The sequence below is a fragment of the Methanobacterium formicicum DSM 3637 genome, from assembly GCF_000302455.1.
In the GTDB taxonomy this organism is placed as follows: domain Archaea; phylum Methanobacteriota; class Methanobacteria; order Methanobacteriales; family Methanobacteriaceae; genus Methanobacterium; species Methanobacterium formicicum_A.
Map to the genome: position 1 here is coordinate 1 of NZ_AMPO01000006.1, position 17,448 is coordinate 17,448.

The following is a 17,448-nucleotide window of genomic DNA, read 5'->3' on the forward strand; positions in this document are numbered from 1 at the left end:
GATCTAAAACCATACACACCATCCTTTGATCGGGTGAAGGAAGTTGAGATCCCAGTATGGTTATCGTTCTTATGGCCACAGTGGAAAGGAGAATATTAACCCAAATAAGAAAACTAAGACAAACCAACACTATTAAACCTAACTATCTCACCGTAATTTAATTAATGGGAGTTTATCCGTTAATCTACCTATCAAGAATAATAAGGAGGTGGTAACAAATTAATTATCATTAAATTTTATCAAAACTGCAGTATCATAGTTAGTGAGTATTGCAGATTATCTACTACAAAAAAAGGACTGAAAAAAAATGAACACTCTCCCGGACCAGCCAAAACCCCAGAAGATTAAGATAACCGAAGAAATAAGTTTAAAATTAGTTGGTTGCGTTTATTATGGAGATCCTTTTCATTCCAATAGGGAATGGAGTTCAAAAAACGAAATTGGAATTTTATGGGGTCGTTTTTATAAGTTATATCAAAGATTTGGAGATTCAATTCTGAAAGAGGCCCTGGGGGATGTAGCGTATGAAGTACACCTGCAACCAGATGATTACCATGAGACTGGGAAATTTTATGTTTATGTGGGAGTTGAGATGAAGAAGCTAGAGGAAATGCCCCTGGAAATGTTCTGCAAGAGTTTACCCCTAACAAAATACGCAGTTTTCACCTTCAAAGGAGAAGATATGTTCAGGGGTGGTGAATACATCTGGAATGAATGGCTTCCAAATTCAGAGTATGATGAAGCTTATCCCTACATGGCGCTGGCATACCATAAAAACCAGTATAAAGGCATGGAAGATTCTGAATCTAAGGTTGATTTCTACGTTCCTGTTAAAACGAGATGAGCAGAAATGTTTAAAAACAAAAACATGTTTAAAAACTAATTAAGCTTCTTTATAAGGGGATAAATGACTATCTTCAATCCGGAGATTTTAAATACAAAAACTATTGAGGGGAAATAAATGGCTGAAGAACTGGAGATAATAACTCTGAATAAGGATAACATTGGCACCGAACATATTTGCTGTGCACTGGGTAAATAAAAAGAATCAGAAACGTGCCGGTGTTAAGAAGGCCTGGTTAAAAGATAGATTTGCAGAGGGCCATACCTTTAAAAAGTTTAATGTTCGGGGCAAAGTGTTCATTGAATACGTCCCTGCAGAATATGCCTGGTTTCCAGTTGAGGCACCAGGCTATAATTTTATTCAGTGTCTCTGGGCATCTGGCCGGTACAAGGGTAAAGGTTACGGCTCCCAATTACTGGAGGAATCGGAGAAAGATTCCCGGAATAATAATAAAAAGGGATTGGTAGTAGTAACCGGGCGTAAAAAACTCCCATTTACAGTGGATAAGAAATTCTACCTTAAAAAAGGGTTTGAGATATGCGATGAGGCCCCGCCCTATTTTGAAATGCTGGTGAAGAAATTCTCTGAAGATGCACCCACACCCCAATTCACAGATAAAGCAAAAAAAGCTGAGATTCCTGGAAAAACTGGATTAACCTTTATTTACACGGATATGTGTCCATTTAACGCAGATTATGTTGATATTATGGTTGATGTTGCAATGAAACATGGGTTTCAAACCGAAAAAATCAAGGTGGAAAGTCTAAAGCAGGCTAAAGACTTACCAACTCCCTTTGGGATTTTCAGTGTTTTTCACAATGGGAAGTTCTTAACACATGAAGTAATGGCAGAAAAAAAATTTGATAAACTTCTCAATACCATAAAGCCCTGAATGTTTTTAGGTTTCTGACAGAGCCCCACTTTTTTTGAAATAGAAACTATATTATATTTCACAGATAAAAATTATTTTCACAGGAAAAAAATTAGTTAATGGTAATTGGAAATTCACTGAGTAGATCTACTATGGCATCACAACATTCTATTTTGGGCATTATATTACTTATTAGTGCCATAATACTTCTTTATTTATCGTTTTACAGCCTAAAGAAGCGTTCATCTAATTTATACTTTTATTTTTCCCTTCTGACTTTATCTGTATTTTTATGGTGCTTGGGTTCGGCCATGGAATTTTTCAGTCTAGAGATGTGGGCCAAAATATTCTGGATAAAAATCAGTTACATTGGAGTGGCTACCGCTGCACCGTTATGGTTTATTGTAATATTGGAATACGCACAACACGAAAAATACCTTAAACCAAAATATATTGGGATGTTAATGGTTTTACCCCTGGTTATCATCCTCCTGGCATTTACCAATGATTTACATGGACTCATCTGGCCCAGCATCACCCCAGTTTCCAGTGTGACTGGTTCACCATTAATCTACGCCCATGGAGTGGCATTCTGGGTGAACATTGCCTACAGTTTCATACTCATAATCCTGGGATTAGTAGTCCTGTTAAGACTCTTAATGAAATCCCCCCGGGTATACCATACCCAAATATTGATCCTGATTACAAGTGGGGTGATACCACTATTTTTCAGTGTCCTCTACAACACGGATATACTTGGCATCCCTGGACTGGATATAACTCCATTTGGGTTAACTATTTCTGGACTACTACTGGCAGTATCAATTTTTAAATTTTCTCTACTGGGTATAAGGCCCATTGCCTATGAAAAACTCTTTGAAACAATAAAAAATGGGTTCATGGTTTTTGATACCAACGGCACATTAATCGATGTTAACCCTGCTGCAGAAATGATTGGAATAACTGAAGATGATGTGGGGAAACAGGCAACAGATTTACTGGATAAATTCCCTGAATTAAAAGAGTTTTACCATACAGCTGGTGAAGAAAAAACAATATATGTGGGTGATCCATTCAACCGGTGGATCAGGATGCAGATCACATTCCTCTATGATAAAAATGAATTCAAAGGACGATTATTAACAATTCAGGATATAAGTAAACTTAAAAGAGCTGAAAAAGATTATATTGACAGTGAAGAACGTTATAAGAATTTATCTGAACTTTCACCCGATGCAATTCTGGTGGTTATGGGTGAGAAGATCGTTTTCGCCAACAAGGCTTCCGCCACTATATTTGGCATGGAAAATCCTCAAGATCTTTTAGATAAAAATCTTTTCAGTTTCTACTCTCCTGATTCGGTGGAAACTTCTAAAAAACGGTTACATGAAGTTTTCGTTGAAAATAAAACTTTAGATTTCATTGAAGAAAAAATCATATCTCTCGATGGCCAACATAAGGATATTGAAGTTGGTGATGCCCCAATAAACTATAATGGTCAACGAGCGGTTCAGATCGTGGCCAGGGATATTAGCCAGCGGAAAAAACTGGAGGAAGAACTGAAAAAATCCTTAAAAGAAAAGGATCTGATGATGAAGGAGATCCACCACCGCGTTAAAAATAATCTAATGGTTATCCAGAGTCTTCTTAACCTGCAATCACGGTATATTAAGGATACAGATGCCAGGGATATTTTTAAAGATAGTCAAAACCGTGCCAAGTCCATGGCCATGATACATGAAAGCCTTTACCAGTCCAGTGATCTTAAACGGATAGAATTCAGTGGATACATTACCACTCTGGCCAATAACCTTTTCTACAGTTATGCCGCTGATCCTGAACGGGTGAAGATGAGTGTTAATGTTGATGAGGTTATGCTGGATATAAACACTGCCATTCCCCTGGGACTCATTTTAACCGAACTGATATCCAACTGTTTAAAGTACGCATTTCCAGATGAGGAAAGTGGTGAAATAAAGGTTGACTTCCATTCTGATACTGATGATGGTACAAATAAATTTAGATTAACAGTCAGTGATAATGGAGTTGGTCTCCCACCAGACTTTGACCCCCAAAAATCTGATTCACTGGGGATAATGCTCATCTACAGTTTATCTGAACAGATCGGTGCTGAAATCAAACTGGACACCAGTAAGGGAACCAAGTTCGACATAACCTTTGAAGAAAAGCTGGATCATTCTTAAGCATTGATGAAGTTTTTTACTAAAATTGCTTTTGATTTTATGCCCCTGAACACAACCTTTTTAAGGGCATGTGATCAACATTGTGTTACCGCCAATATGGCGTAAGTGACCTACTTTTTTTGGGACCCCTAATGATCCCATGGATGTGGCGAAAGCTGAACAAAAAGAGGTGTATTTAATGTACAGTTATATAAGAGATGCCTGGAAAAATCCAGATGAGTCTTACGTAAAAGAATTAATGCAACAGAGAGCTCCCCAGTGGAGAAAAGAAAGTGTAATCACCCGTGTCGAGCGACCAACCAGACTTGACAGGGCAAGGTCCCTTGGATATAAAGCCAAAAAGGGATACGTAGTTGTCAGAACCCGTGTACGTCGTGGTGGACGAAGGAAAACCAGATTCACCGCAGGTCGTAAGCCAAAAAGGCAGGGTGTTAAAAAGATAACTCCTAAAAAATCCATTCAGCGCATGGCTGAAGAAAGGGTAGCCCGTAAATATCCCAACCTGGAAGTTTTAAACTCTTACTGGCTCTGGGAAGATGGGAAATTCAAATTCTTTGAAGTGATCCTGGTTGATCCTAACCATCCTGTGATCAAAAACGACCCTAAAATCAACTGGATCTGTGAAAAACACCACCGTGGAAGAGCATTCCGTGGATTGACCAGTGAAGGTAAGAAAAATAGGGGACTCAGGAATAAAGGTAAAGGAGCGGAGAAATTAAGGTAATGATACATAACCTCTCCTACCGGGCCTTTGTTTACGGAACTGAAAACGAAGAGAAGGTGAGGGAGGCTTTATCCACCCTCCTTCCCGCTGCCCAACCAACCAAGGAAATCACTGAAGGTTACCATAAGAATCAGGTTATTATTCTCCAGGGAAAAATCACCAAAAAAAGAAAACTTAAAGATTTCCTGGAAAAATTACATTCACTAAACCCCTCTGCCAAAAAAAGGATTCTAAGGGAACTTGAATTCAAAATGGATGAAAGAGGGAATCTTTTTCTTAGATTTGATAAACAACGTGCATATCTGGGAGATCTGAAAGTAGTGGATCATGGTGATTCCCTGCACCTGAAACTGAAAATAGCTGCCTATCCTTCCAGGAAAGAAGAGGCTCTAAAGGTAGCCCGGCAGATATTTGAATAAAGGTGTAAAAGATGTTTTTTGATTTTCATATTCATGGTGGTCCTGAACTGGCCCTAGATGCTGGAAACATAGGATACCATGGAGTAGGGTTGACTGTCTATTCCCGAGATTGTATCAATAAACCCGAAACCCTTAAAAACCTGCGTAAAAGCATCAGTGACCTGAATGAAGATAAGGATGATCACATTTCTATCCAGATATGTGTGGAGATAGAGGCCAAAAATCAGGAAGACCTTAAAAAACAGGTACAGAAATTTCGAAAGAAGGCCGATGTCATTCTGGTCCATGGTGGTGACCTTAAAATAAACAGAGCAGCCACCGAAGATCCACGTGTTGATATCCTGAGCCACCCCTATCGCAGCCGTTTTGATAGTGGTATTAACCATGTTTTGGCAGTTAAAGCTGCTGAAAACAGTGTTGCGATAGAAATAAACCTGAAATATCTCCTTTTAACTCGTCCAAACCAGCAATACAGGGTTTTAAATCAGTTCCGGCAGATTATGAAGTTGCATCGTAAATACGAGGTACCGGTAATAATCACCAGTGACACCAGTTCATTCTATGGGCTGCGTAACCCGCGAGATATCATGGCACTGTCAGCCTGTTTTGGAATGACCAAGGATGAAGCCTTCAATGCATTGTCCAAAACTCCACAGGAAATTATCTACAGAAATACAATAAGAGATGATATCATAGTTCCAGGGGCACGTTTGGTAAAATAATTAAATATACCGGGATTTATTTATCTAAAATAATAAATTAATGAATTAACCTGACTAAACTCAGAATTAACTACATTAAATTTCAGAATCATTGATAAACTTAAAATTTAACTAAATTTAGAATTCTGATATTTATTAAACCCAGAATTTACTGGACTAAACTCAAATATACGGAGATATAAGAGTTTATGAAACTTAAAATATTACCCACGCACCTTAGGGATAAGAAAAGATACCTGGCATTTGAGGCTTTTTCAGAAATCCCTCTACAACGGGATGATGTAATATCCCTGGTTACAGAGTCATCTTTAAACCTTTACGGGGCATGTGGGACCAGCCAACTGGGATTATGGGTGGTGAAAGTGTGGAACTGTCCTGATACTGGTAGTTGTTATCCTGTAAATGGAAAACACGTGGTTAAGGGAATCATCCGATGTAAAAGGGAAGAATTAGACCGAGCCCGAGCAGTTCTTCCTACCATAACTAAATTCCACGGGAAAAATGTGGTTTTTCACACTCTTGGAATTTCAGGAACCATCAAGGCAGCTATAACAAACTTTATTAAATTGAAGGCAGCAGATGAGTAAAATGTATAAATGGTTTTATTAACTTCTAAACCAATATTTTATTGAAGTTCATTATTTTATCAAAAAATTTAAAAGAGGTATAAGATATGCAACCGTTCCCAGCAGCAGGATATGATAAAGGTATATCTATTTTTAGCCCAGATGGAAGGCTATTTCAGGTTGAATACGCAAGAGAAGCTGTCAAAAGAGGTACAACTTCATTAGGTGTGAAATCAGCAGAGGGGATTGTGCTGGTGGTAGATAAAAGACCCAGCAGCAAACTGGTGGAACCCACCTCCATTGAAAAGATATTCCAGATCGACGAACACATAGGAGCAGCAACCTCCGGTCTGGTGGCCGACGCCCGTAAACTAATTGAACAGGCTAGAATGGAATCTCAGGTCAACAAGATCACCTTCAACGAACCCATACCCGTGGAAATGTTAGCCAAGAAGATCTGTGACATGAAACAGATGTACACCCAGCACGGTGGAGTCAGACCATTCGGTTCAGCACTGATCATCGGGGGAGTCAACGACAACGGATGCCGATTGTTTGAAACAGACCCCAGTGGTGCCTTAATTGAATACAAGGCCACTGCAATTGGAGCTGGTAGGGCAATGGCCATGGAAGTCTTTGAAAAGGGTTACAGTGAAGATCTCAAAATCAACGAAGCCATGGAACTGGCACTGGACGCAATCTACGAGGCAACCGAAGGCAAAACCACCAAAGAAAGCGTGGAAATTGCGGTTATAGAAGAATCCAATCATAAATATCGCAAACTCACAGAAGATGAAATAGAAGAACATGTAGAAGAACTCCTCATCCGCAAGTCCAAGGAGGACGAGGAAGAAGAGGAATAATTCATGATCACCCTGGAAAATGCAGTAATAGCCCGCCTGGAATACTACGGGGAACGGTTTGAGATCCTGGTGGATCCGGATCTGGCATCTGATTTTAAAAGGGGAGACGATATCCAAATTGAAGAGATACTGGCTGTTGAAGAGGTTTTCAAGGATGCTAAAAAGGGGGATAAAGCATCGGAAGAGGCTATGAACAAAGCCTTTGAAACAACTGATCCCCTGGAAGCCGCTGTAATCATCATCCGCAAAGGGCAGGTCCAACTCACCGCCCAACAACGGAGGGATATGCAGGAGGATAAGAGAAGGATGGTCGTGGCAAAAATATCCCGCGAAGCCATAAATCCTCAAACAAAACTCCCCCACCCTGCTAGAAGGATTGAAATAGCCATGGAAGAGGCTAAAGTCCGGATAGATCCCTTTAAGAGTGTGGATGAGCAGGTAAATATCACTCTAAAAGCCATCCGTAAGTTAATACCCATAAGGCTTGAAAAAGTGAAAGTAGCCATCCACATACCTGGAGAGGATACTGGACGGGTTTATGGAGTTATACCTGAATTCGGGAAAACCATAAAAGAAGAATGGCAACAGGACGGATCATGGGTTGCTGTAGTGGAAATCCCTGGTGGTATGCAGGAAGGTTTCTATCAAAAACTCTCCGAGATTACCCATGGACAGGTTGAATCCAAACTCTTAAAATAAAACTTCTTTAGCCTAATAAAGGAGGCAAAACGTGTTATTAGTAGAAGATAAACAGATAGTAATTCCGGGTGAGATCTTAGCAGAAGGGGACTATCACTCAGGAAGAGGAACTTTCAAGGAAGAAGACAAGGTATGCTCTTCTCTGGTCGGCCTGGTGGCTGTTAGGGATAAAAAAATCAGTGTCATACCATTACAGAGTAAATACATTCCTAAAAGGGGAGACGTGGTTATTGGTAAAGTATCTGATATCCGCTTTTCCATGTGGAACCTGGACATAAACTCACCTTACTCTGGAATATTACCTGCAGCAGAAGTTTTCGGTAAGGAAAAAAGAGACTTAAACCGGGCTTTCAATGTGGGAGATGTACTTTTCCTGCGCGTGGTGGATGTTGACGAAGTTAAAAAGGTAAAACTTGGTCTCAAAGGTAGAGGACTTGGTAAATTCCGTGGAGGAATCCTCATAAACATTACCCCCACCAAGGTGCCCCGACTCATAGGTAAAAAAGGATCCATGATCAACATGATCAAAGACCAGACCAGATGTGAAGTAGTGGTAGGTCAAAATGGAGTAGTCTGGGTTAAAGGAAAACCAGAGATGGAAAGAGTGGTGCAGAAGGTTGTTAAAACCATCGAAGAAGAAGCACACACATCTGGCCTCACTGACAGGATAAGGGACATGTTACTGGAACTTCTCGGTGAAAAAACCGAAAAACCAGATACTAAAAAACCAGATACAAAAGAAGAAGATGAATATGAGGAAGAATTGATTCAGTAAGGGGTGATTATTATTCTAACCAGCAAATCAATTGGAGAAAATAGTAAAGGAAGTTTCATAACTTCTGCCACTAAAAAAAGACCAGATGGAAGGGCTTTTGATGAACTGAGGCCCTTGAAAATAGAAGCAGGAGTCCTGGAAAGAGCCGATGGATCTGCATACGTGGAAATCGGCGATAACAAGGTCCTAGCAGCTGTTTATGGTCCCAGAGAACTGCACGTACGCAGATTATTAAAACCTAACATGGCCATACTGCGCTGCCGATACAACATGGCACCATTTTCGGTGGATGACCGGAAAAGACCAGGACCAGACCGCAGATCAGTGGAAATATCCAAGATAACTACAGAAGCCCTTAACCCTGCAGTTTTCCTGGAAAAATTCCCCAGATCAACAATTGACATTTTCATAGAAGTCATTCAAGCAGAAGGTGGAACCCGATGTGCAGGTATAACCGCAGCCTCCGTGGCACTGGCCGATGCAGGCATACCCATGCGGGACATGGTATCCGCCTGTGCAGCTGGTAAAGCTGATGGACAGGTTATCATGGACCTATCAGAATGGGAAGATAAGGAAGGAGAAGCTGACTTACCAATAGCCATGATGCCACGCACCGGGGACATAACCCTGCTACAGATGGATGGACACCTCACTGACGATGAATTCGAAAAGGCACTGGATCTAGCTATAAAAGGATGTAAAATCATCAGCGAAGAACAGAAAAAAGCCATAAAGAACAGGTACGGTGATTAAGATGGTACAAAGCATAGTTCCAGAGATCATAAGGGAAAGTGTTGCTAACCTCATCAAGAACGGAGAAAGAGCAGACGGAAGAGCCCTGGACCAGTACCGGGAAGTGACAATTGAAACCGGTGTCATTAAAAAAGCAGAAGGTTCCGCCCGGGTTAAAATAGGTAACACCCAGATAATAGTGGGTGCCAAACCCCAGATCGGTGAACCATTCCCTGACACACCCAACGTGGGTGTTTTAATAACCAACTCTGAACTCGTACCCATGGCAGCCCCTAACTTCGAAGCAGGACCTCCCAATGAAACTTCAGTGGAACTGTCCAGAGTAACCGACCGCTGTGTAAGGGAAGGGAAAGTAGTGGACCTGGAAAAACTGGTCATCATCCCTGGAAAGAAAGTCTGGATGATATTCCTGGACCTGCACGTAATTGATTACGATGGCAACCTCATGGATGCCGCAGTTCTGGGTAGTGTAGCTGCCCTGATGAATACCAAAATCCCAAGCACAACCATTGAGGATGATGAAGTTGTAATTGACTATGAAACCATGGTTCCAATTCCAATCGCAGAACAACCCCTCATGTGCACCCTGGCCAAGATCGGTGGAGAACTAGTGGCAGATCCTTCCCTGGAAGAAGATGATGTCCTGGATGCCAGAATATCCATAGGTGTGCGAGTCGATGGAAGTATCTGCGCCATGCAAAAAGGTGGATCAGTACCACTCACACGTGAAGAAATTTTGAAAGCTGTTAAAATAGCTCAAACCAAGACTAAAGAACTTCGTGAGTTCATCCCCAAAGCATAACTTGAGCAGATAAATTTGATCTTAAAAAAAGGAGAATCTTTGGTTTAATTAAAGAATCTTTGGTTTAATGGAAGAGTCTTTGGTTAAATAGAATGAATCTTTGGTTAAATTGAAGAGCCTTCGGTTAGTTAAGAATTTTCAAATAAAAAAAATTCATAAGATCAAAAAAGTTTATACAGCGTAACTAACATAGTACAGTGACCAGGTAATTTGGATGAATAAACATCCGGATTCCTTTCATTTTAAAAAAATAACAAACTAACAAGGTGATAATTATGGCAAGAACTAAAAAAGTAGGAGTAACCGGAAGATTCGGAGCCCGGTACGGTAGGAAAGCTAAAAGAACCGTAAAAAGCATCGAAGACAACATGAAGAAGAATCACACCTGTCCTAAATGTGATCGACCTGGAGTTAAACGGACCGCAGCAGGAATATGGAAATGCCGCAAATGCGGAGCAGTATTCACTGGCGGAGCATACATGCCCAACACCCCAATGGGTAAAACCGCTACCAGGAACATTAAGAGGATTGTTGGAGGTTTATAATTGTATAAATGTGATAAATGTGGTACACTGGTAGATATCAAAGGTTACACAGAATCCAAGTGTCCCAGCTGCCGTTACCGGATACTCTTCAAGGAGATCCCCCCGGTCAGGCGACAAGTACAAGCCAGATAAAATCTTGTAGATGGGCATCTTTAACAGATTCCATCAGGATTCTATCCCTTTAGATTTTATCCCTAGGATTTTATCCCTTCAAGATTTTATCCTTTAAGATTTTATCACTAGAATTTTATCCTAAAGATTCTATTAAATATAATAGGGTGCCTTAAATATCTTTAAAATACCATTTGGATTTTTTAGATCTCTTTAAAGTTCATAGGATTGTTTTAGATCTCTATATCCATCATATATTTTATCAGAGATCTTTTTTAATCAGAGATCTTATTTAAATCCCTATATTCCTTGATCCCAATCATATTCTGGTTATTTCATGTTAATTACCACTTCCCGAAAACCATCCCAGAGGACCCGAACATTCTGCCGAGGTCTTGAACGAGTATTAAAAGCTCGCTGCGTAAACCGTGGTAAAATGAGCCTCAGGGATGTCTTTTTAAAGGCAAAGGAAATGGAAACCGACAGGGTGGCTGTGGTATTTGAAAGAAACGGAAACCCCAACCGGATGGATTTCTACCAGGATGGAGAACTATTCATCAGTCTACTGATAACCGTGGACTTTTCCCTCCCCAAGGGAAGAATGGAAAAGGATAACCTCTGCATCCGCTGTGAAGTGGATGAGTTAAAAGATCTATCCACGGAAATATTTGCAATTCCCCCTGAAGATTCCATAACGGATTTGCAGGGGAAAAATCATGATTGCAACCTTCTACTCATCAGAACCAGCAAACAGAAATCCAGACCTTTAATTGAATTTTTCGATGGAAAAGGCCAGGCCACTGGGCCACGCATTTACCTTCAGGAATGGAAACTAGCAGGTGATGAGGATAAAAGCTCTTAAACAGGTTGAAAGTCGGATTGAACTTGAATTTCCATCATCTAGTGATGCAGAAATCGTTCTTCGGGCTATTGAACCAGAAATCAGTGGATCACCCTCGGAGCGAACCAGTACTGAGATTGAATCTGAGGGTAACATTCTAAAGATCTCAATCACTGCACAGGACACAACATCCCTTAGAGCATCCCTGAATTCATACCTGAGATGGGTAATGCTTTCCAACGAGATCCTAGAATTAAAAAATTTAAAGAATTAAAAACATTGAATATTCAGGAAGTTATTAAATTAAATAGAAGTTCATTGAATTAAATGATCATAAGTTATTCAATCAACTGATCTTAAATTACCAATATTCAATTAAATGATCGAAATTATTCAATTAGCTGATCCTAAATTACCAATAGTAATTAATGGTCATAAAAATTACTGATCATAGACTTATACTTAGTTACAATATTAGAGGTGAAAATATGGAAATTCCCCAAAATATCCAACATCAATTAGCACAATTCCAGCAGATGCAACAGCAGGCTCAGGCCATAACCATGCAGAAACAGAACGTGGATATGCAGATAAAAGAAACTGAAAAGGCCCTTGAAGAACTGGAAAAAGTGGCAGATGATGCAGAAGTTTACAAAACCGCTGGAACCCTGTTAATTAAAATGCCCAAACCTGAACTAACTGAAGACCTGACCGAGAAACTGGAAACCCTCCAGCTCCGGGAAAAAACAGTTAAAAGGCAGGAAGAAAGGGTAATGAAACGGTTGCAGGAAATGCAGGAAACCCTACAGGGTGCAATGCAGATGCAGCAGCCTGGTATGGGCAACTAAGGTCGCTAACTAATGTTAGTATCTTAAATGGGGCCAATTACTGTTGATTGGTACCCTACCCTAAGTTACAGAGGTTTAAAGTTTGAAAACATTAACCGACCCTGAAATGGAGAAAATATCCGAAGCTGCAGCAATAGCTGCAGAAAACTATATTTTTTCCAAAGTCTCAAAAAAAGAAGTCCAGGATATGGAGTTAAGAGTTGAATTCAACCAAGAAGATGGTCTTGATGTTGATGTAGAAGTAGAACTCTTCCTGGATGAACTTTGCAAAGCAGATGACAACCTGGCTGATGAAGCTGCACAGGTTGCTCTGGAAGAGATTGATAGACAGGTTGAGAAGTTCACAGAATAACTTCCACTCCCCTTTTTTATCAAGATCCTTTTATTTTAATCAGGATTCTTTTTTATAGATTCAATTAACTCATTTTTTGATTTAAAAATATCACATTTTAAATATCTAATTCAATACTCTGCCTTTATCTTTTCCCAAAAAATTATATACTATGTACCATACAGTATTGTGTAACATATGTTATTGTAACTGGTATAGTGAGGAATATGAAAATGAGTAATGTCTTTGAAAGATTCGAGAAAGAAATGAGGAGGGGCGCTATACAGGTAGCAGTGATGTGTTTACTTGAAAAGGAGCATTACGGCTATGAAATTACCAAGAACCTTAAAAATTCAGGGTTAAAAGTAGAAGAAGGAACATTATATCCATTGCTCAGGCGTCTTGAAAATGACAAACTCCTCTCGAGTCGATGGGATACTGAGGATACACGGCCCAGAAAATACTACACTGTAACTGATTACGGGAGAAAAGTTAGAGAAAACTGGCTGGATTTTTTCAAATCAATAAATGAATCAATTGAACAATTTGAAAACAATTTAAAATCACAGGATAGGTGAATAGACATGATTATTGATGATTATATTAAAGAAGTAACAAAAGGTATGGGTCCAGATCAGCAGAAAGAGGTTTCTGAAGAACTTAAAACTCATATATTGGACAGTGCTGATGCCATAGCATTGGAGAAGAATGTGGAAGTTAATGAGGAAATAATAGCCCAGGCCATATCCCTGATGGGAACCCCAGAGAAACTGGCTAAAATGTACCCCAAACTGGACCACGCCTGGAAACTGGATGAAATAGTTGAAAGCGACATGTGTGCCAAGTGCGGTACCTGTGCAGTGATCTGTCCCAACAACATCCTATCCTTCGATGGAAAACCAGAATTAACCGAAGAATGCCTCCGAAACGGTCATGGAATGTGTTTCGAGGTTTGTCCACGTGTTTCATCCGGAAAATACCAGATAAAAATCAGGGAGAAATTCACCGAAGAAATGTACTACGGAAGGGGTTCTTCCAGTGGACAGGATGGTGGAGCAGTCACCACCTTCTTAAAACATCTACTGGAAAACGATAAAATCGACGGGGCCATAGTTGTGGGTGATGAGTACTGGAAACCAGTTTCACTCATAGTACAAAATGCAGAAGATCTCCTGAAAACATCCAAGTCCAAATACACCATATCCACCCTGGAAGCACTGAAAACTGCAGGAGACATGGGACTGGAAAGAGTGGCCATAGTAGCCCTACCCTGCCAGATAAACGGCCTCAGGAAACTCCAGTACTTCCCATACCTGGCAAAACATGAGGAAGAACTGGGAAGAACAGGTAAACCAGTCAAACTCCCCAAGATCGAGTACCTCATAGGCCTTTTCTGCACAGAAAAATTCGATTACGGAAATATGAAACAGATCCTGGAAGATAACCAGATAAAAATGGAAGACGTTGAAAAATTCAACGTTAAAAAGGGAAAACTCCGGGTGCAGGTGGATGGAGAGGAGAAGAAAATAGATCTGGATAAGATAGAACTTTGTGCCGGATGCAAGATGTGCAGGGATTTTGACGCCGAGATGGCCGATGTTTCCATTGGATCAGTGGGAAGTCCCGTGGGCTACTCCACCATCATCATCAGAACTCCAAAAGGTCAGGAGATTAAAGAGGCCCTGGAACTTGAGGAAGGTGTTAAGCCTGAGGAGATTGAAAGACTTCGCCAGTTCAAGCTTAAAAGGTTCCAGAAGGAACTGCAAAGAAGAAAAGAAGATGAAGAGTTCATATCCTTTTACTGGGCCTCGGATTATGCTGGTGTTGCCAGTAGAGCAGATGGCACCTACTTTATAAGGATACGGGCCAAACCAGCTGGCTGGTATGAAGCACAGGAAATCAAGGAAATTCTGAACGTGGCCGAAGAATTTGGTGCCAGGATAAAGATGACCAACAGGGGAGCATACGAGCTTCACGATATAACAGGTTTTGATGTGGAGGAAGTGGTAACCAGACTCAATACACTGGGCTTGGTAACTGGTTCTGAGGGCCCACTGGTCAGGGCAACACTGGCCTGCCCTGGTAAGGAAAATTGTGGCAGTGGACTCATAGACACCACCGCGATATGTAAAACCATTGAAGAACGGTTCATGGAAAAACCAACACCCTACAAGTTCAAAATAGCAGTCAGTGGCTGTCCCAATAAGTGCATGAGGCCCCAGATACACGATGCAGGTATAGCCGGTATAAAATACCCCCAGACCAATGAAGATGAGTGTAATGGTTGTGGAAGATGCTCCGAAGTCTGCAAGGTGGAAGCCATTAACATAAGAGGCGAAACATCCTACACCAACTACGATATATGCGTAGGATGTGGGAAGTGCATGACTGCCTGCCCCCACAATGCACGGGAAACCAAAGAAGAAGGTTTCATGCTCTACATAGGTGGTAAAGCCGGTAGGGAACTGGTACAAGGATTCAGTACCAAGGTTGAAACAGTAGATGAAGTAACCGATTACATAGACAGTGTACTCAAGGTTTACAATAAATATGCAGATAAACCACAAAGAGAACGCCTGGCATCAACCATAAAACGTATTGGGCAGACTAAGTTTATTAATGAGGTTAAGGAAGGTCTTTAATAAAAAAGGTTAATTATCCCCCTCTGGGGGATAATCATCTCCTCTTCAAGAGTTAACTAATTCTTCAGAAGTTAACTAATGTTTAATAAGTTAACTACTATTACCAATCTTCCCATCTTTCATCTTGACAGTTTTATGGGCGTACTCTGCAGCCATGGGGTCGTGAGTGACTATAATAATACTCATCCCTTCATGGTTTAACTCGGTTAACAGATCCATGATCATCCGGCTGTTTGTGGTGTCCAGTTCCCCTGTTCATCAGCGAGTATTAAAACAGGATCGTTGGCCAGGGCTCTGGCTATAGCTACTCGTTGTTCTTCTCCGCCGGATAACTGGGTTGGAAGTCGATCATATTTTCCTGAGAGTCCCACTCTGTCAAGAATTTTCCTGGCTTTTTCCTGGTCTGGTTTTATCATGGGAAGCATGACATTCTCTTGTGCGGTTAACTGGGAAAGTAAGTTAAAGCGTTGGAAGATGAATCCGATTTTGGTTCTTCTCAGTTTGGCCTGTTGTTTTCCTGAAAGTTCTTTGATGTTTTCACCGTTAAGGATAACATCTCCCTTGGTGGGTTGATCAAGTATGCCAGCCAGGTGCAGAAGGGTTGATTTCCCGGACCCTGAAGGCCCCATCACTGCTATGAATGCACCATCTTCTACCTTGAAGTTAATCCCTTGAATAGCATTGATTTTTTCCGCACCCATCTGGTATGTTTTCCATACTTCTTTAATTTCCAGTATATCAGTCATAACGCAATGCCTCCACTACGTTGAGTCTTGATGCTCTCCAGGCAGGGTATAATCCAGCCAGGACACTGAGCACTGTAGCTCCACCTACCACAGACAGAACCAGCCAGACCGGTAACATATACATTAGAGTGATGTCTTCCACTCCAAGCTGTGCTCCGTAGAATGTTATAGCCAGTTGCAGGAGTACTGCAGCTATTATTAAACCAAATATTGATCCAATAAAACCTAATAGACCAGCTTCCATGAGGATACTGCCTAACACTTCACGGTTGGTAAATCCAATGGCCTTTAAAACTCCAATTTCACGTGTTCTTTCGGTTACATTAACCAGCATGATGTTCACAATACTAATAACTCCCACTATGAGTCCTATACTGGCAATTGCACCTATAAAGAGCATTATACCATTCATTGCATCATCAATCTGTTTAGAGTAGTCAGACTGGGTCATTGCCATGGTCCCTGGGACCTGACTTTCAACAGTGTTTTTGACTGTATCAGGATCTCCTTTAACACTGGCAGTGACATCGGATACTTTATTATCATTTAAAGGAAGGGCTTGGTCAATGTCTAATAATACAAGGCCCTGCATTGTTTTTTGTTTGGTTGTACCGGTTATAGTAAACTCTTTATCATTAATAACGATCTTGCTGCCTATTTTGTAATCGAATTTATCCACAAGTGTTTGATCAACCACCACCCCGTTGGTTCCGTTTACCTTGTATTGATCCCAACTAGACACACCCACAACGTATATTGGTGTTCTGTTAATTTCTGAGGAGAATGCAGTTTCATCTTTTACATTATAAAGCTGTGACATGTTTTGGATTTTACTCACAGCTTCTGAATCTAGATAGTATTCTCCTGATGAATAAGCCCCTCCAGAACTATTATATATGGTTATATCACCGGCCATAGATTGCATTTTGTCTTTGGTATAGGCTTTCATCCCAGTTCCTGCACCCATGAGAAGAAGCAGAGTGGCCACTCCAATTATTATGCCCAGCATGGTAAGAGCACTCCTCAACTTCCTTCTTTTCAAATTCTTAAACGATAATCCATATATGCCCATTTACTCGCCTCAATTTACTTTTTTTTAAATTTGTTCCCCTTATTGATTGTTTTTAAAGATATTTTCAAGA

The 17,448-nt window shown here is 40.6% G+C and carries 23 protein-coding genes; 20 read left to right on the plus strand and 3 right to left on the minus strand.

Annotation, left to right across the window (positions count from 1 at the left end; all coding sequences use genetic code 11):
- The first annotated feature begins 307 nt into the window (after positions 1-307).
- The 20 genes from A994_RS07385 (at position 308) to A994_RS07480 (ending at position 15,560) form a co-directional block, all read left to right on the plus strand.
- Positions 308-844 (plus strand): GyrI-like domain-containing protein, encoded by a 537-nt coding sequence (locus tag A994_RS07385; protein ID WP_004030780.1) that lies wholly within the window; start codon positions 308-310, stop codon positions 842-844.
- A 160-nt stretch (positions 845-1,004) separates the two neighbouring features.
- Positions 1,005-1,736, plus strand: coding sequence for a GNAT family N-acetyltransferase (locus tag A994_RS07390; RefSeq protein ID WP_100222275.1), 732 nt, complete (start codon positions 1,005-1,007; stop codon positions 1,734-1,736).
- A 131-nt stretch (positions 1,737-1,867) separates the two neighbouring features.
- The gene (locus tag A994_RS07395; RefSeq protein ID WP_048204153.1) at positions 1,868-3,919 is read left to right on the plus strand and encodes a histidine kinase N-terminal 7TM domain-containing protein; all 2,052 of its coding nucleotides are present in this window, start codon (positions 1,868-1,870) and stop codon (positions 3,917-3,919) included.
- A 178-nt stretch (positions 3,920-4,097) separates the two neighbouring features.
- Positions 4,098-4,643, plus strand: coding sequence for a 50S ribosomal protein L15e (locus tag A994_RS07400; RefSeq protein ID WP_004030784.1), 546 nt, complete (start codon positions 4,098-4,100; stop codon positions 4,641-4,643).
- The gene (locus tag A994_RS07405) at positions 4,643-5,062 is read left to right on the plus strand and encodes an RNA-binding protein (protein ID WP_004030785.1); all 420 of its coding nucleotides are present in this window, start codon (positions 4,643-4,645) and stop codon (positions 5,060-5,062) included. The genes A994_RS07400 and A994_RS07405 overlap by 1 nt, the downstream gene beginning before the upstream one ends.
- 11 nt (positions 5,063-5,073) lie before the next feature.
- On the plus strand, positions 5,074-5,784 hold the full coding sequence (gene rnp3, locus A994_RS07410) for a ribonuclease P protein component 3 (RefSeq protein ID WP_004030786.1): 711 nt from the start codon (positions 5,074-5,076) through the stop codon (positions 5,782-5,784).
- Positions 5,785-5,972: 188 nt separating this feature from the next.
- Positions 5,973-6,371: an Rpp14/Pop5 family protein gene (locus A994_RS07415; RefSeq protein WP_004030787.1), complete on the plus strand. Its 399-nt coding sequence runs from the start codon at positions 5,973-5,975 to the stop codon at positions 6,369-6,371.
- Between the two features lie 86 nt (positions 6,372-6,457).
- Positions 6,458-7,213, plus strand: coding sequence for an archaeal proteasome endopeptidase complex subunit alpha (gene psmA / locus A994_RS07420; protein ID WP_004030788.1), 756 nt, complete (start codon positions 6,458-6,460; stop codon positions 7,211-7,213).
- A 3-nt stretch (positions 7,214-7,216) separates the two neighbouring features.
- Entirely contained in the window at positions 7,217-7,912 is a 696-nt protein-coding gene (locus tag A994_RS07425) for a ribosome assembly factor SBDS (protein ID WP_004030790.1), read from the plus strand.
- A 31-nt stretch (positions 7,913-7,943) separates the two neighbouring features.
- Positions 7,944-8,687, plus strand: coding sequence for an exosome complex RNA-binding protein Rrp4 (gene rrp4 / locus A994_RS07430; RefSeq protein WP_004030791.1), 744 nt, complete (start codon positions 7,944-7,946; stop codon positions 8,685-8,687).
- 57 nt (positions 8,688-8,744) lie between these two features.
- Positions 8,745-9,440 carry an exosome complex exonuclease Rrp41 gene (rrp41, locus tag A994_RS07435; protein WP_192812708.1) on the plus strand — a complete coding sequence of 232 codons (696 nt, stop codon included), beginning with the start codon at positions 8,745-8,747 and terminating at the stop codon, positions 9,438-9,440.
- 1 nt (position 9,441) lies between these two features.
- Positions 9,442-10,242 carry an exosome complex protein Rrp42 gene (gene rrp42 / locus A994_RS07440; RefSeq protein WP_004030793.1) on the plus strand — a complete coding sequence of 267 codons (801 nt, stop codon included), beginning with the start codon at positions 9,442-9,444 and terminating at the stop codon, positions 10,240-10,242.
- A gap of 275 nt (positions 10,243-10,517) precedes the next feature.
- Complete coding sequence (rpl37A, locus tag A994_RS07445; RefSeq protein ID WP_004030794.1) at positions 10,518-10,787, plus strand: 50S ribosomal protein L37Ae; 270 nt, start codon at positions 10,518-10,520, stop codon at positions 10,785-10,787.
- Complete coding sequence (locus A994_RS07450) at positions 10,788-10,919, plus strand: DNA-directed RNA polymerase subunit P (protein ID WP_004030795.1); 132 nt, start codon at positions 10,788-10,790, stop codon at positions 10,917-10,919.
- 316 nt (positions 10,920-11,235) lie between these two features.
- Positions 11,236-11,760, plus strand: a complete 525-nt coding sequence (locus A994_RS07455; protein ID WP_004030796.1) for a Brix domain-containing protein — start codon at positions 11,236-11,238, stop codon at positions 11,758-11,760.
- On the plus strand, positions 11,741-12,013 hold the full coding sequence (locus tag A994_RS07460) for a KEOPS complex subunit Pcc1 (protein WP_004030798.1): 273 nt from the start codon (positions 11,741-11,743) through the stop codon (positions 12,011-12,013). Before A994_RS07455 ends, A994_RS07460 begins: the two co-directional genes overlap by 20 nt.
- Positions 12,014-12,227: 214 nt before the next feature.
- Positions 12,228-12,587, plus strand: a complete 360-nt coding sequence (locus tag A994_RS07465) for a prefoldin subunit beta (RefSeq protein WP_004030800.1) — start codon at positions 12,228-12,230, stop codon at positions 12,585-12,587.
- Between the two features lie 82 nt (positions 12,588-12,669).
- Positions 12,670-12,939: a DUF3194 domain-containing protein gene (locus A994_RS07470; protein WP_004030801.1), complete on the plus strand. Its 270-nt coding sequence runs from the start codon at positions 12,670-12,672 to the stop codon at positions 12,937-12,939.
- Positions 12,940-13,184: 245 nt separating this feature from the next.
- On the plus strand, positions 13,185-13,496 hold the full coding sequence (locus A994_RS07475) for a PadR family transcriptional regulator (RefSeq protein ID WP_237739716.1): 312 nt from the start codon (positions 13,185-13,187) through the stop codon (positions 13,494-13,496).
- 6 nt (positions 13,497-13,502) lie between these two features.
- Complete coding sequence (locus A994_RS07480; protein WP_004030805.1) at positions 13,503-15,560, plus strand: Coenzyme F420 hydrogenase/dehydrogenase, beta subunit C-terminal domain; 2,058 nt, start codon at positions 13,503-13,505, stop codon at positions 15,558-15,560.
- 90 nt (positions 15,561-15,650) lie between these two features.
- Here A994_RS07480 and A994_RS13540 read toward each other — a convergent pair whose 3' ends face one another.
- The 3 genes from A994_RS13540 to A994_RS07490 are packed head-to-tail and all read right to left on the minus strand — an operon-like array spanning position 15,651 to position 17,315.
- Positions 15,651-15,779, minus strand: coding sequence for a peptide ABC transporter ATPase (locus A994_RS13540; RefSeq protein WP_237739717.1), 129 nt, complete (start codon positions 15,777-15,779; stop codon positions 15,651-15,653).
- Positions 15,780-15,781: 2 nt separating this feature from the next.
- Positions 15,782-16,306: an ABC transporter ATP-binding protein gene (locus A994_RS07485; protein WP_004030807.1), complete on the minus strand. Its 525-nt coding sequence runs from the start codon at positions 16,304-16,306 to the stop codon at positions 15,782-15,784.
- Positions 16,299-17,315, minus strand: coding sequence for an ABC transporter permease (locus A994_RS07490; RefSeq protein WP_004030808.1), 1,017 nt, complete (start codon positions 17,313-17,315; stop codon positions 16,299-16,301). Before A994_RS07490 ends, A994_RS07485 begins: the two co-directional genes overlap by 8 nt.
- Positions 17,316-17,448: the final 133 nt, after the last annotated feature.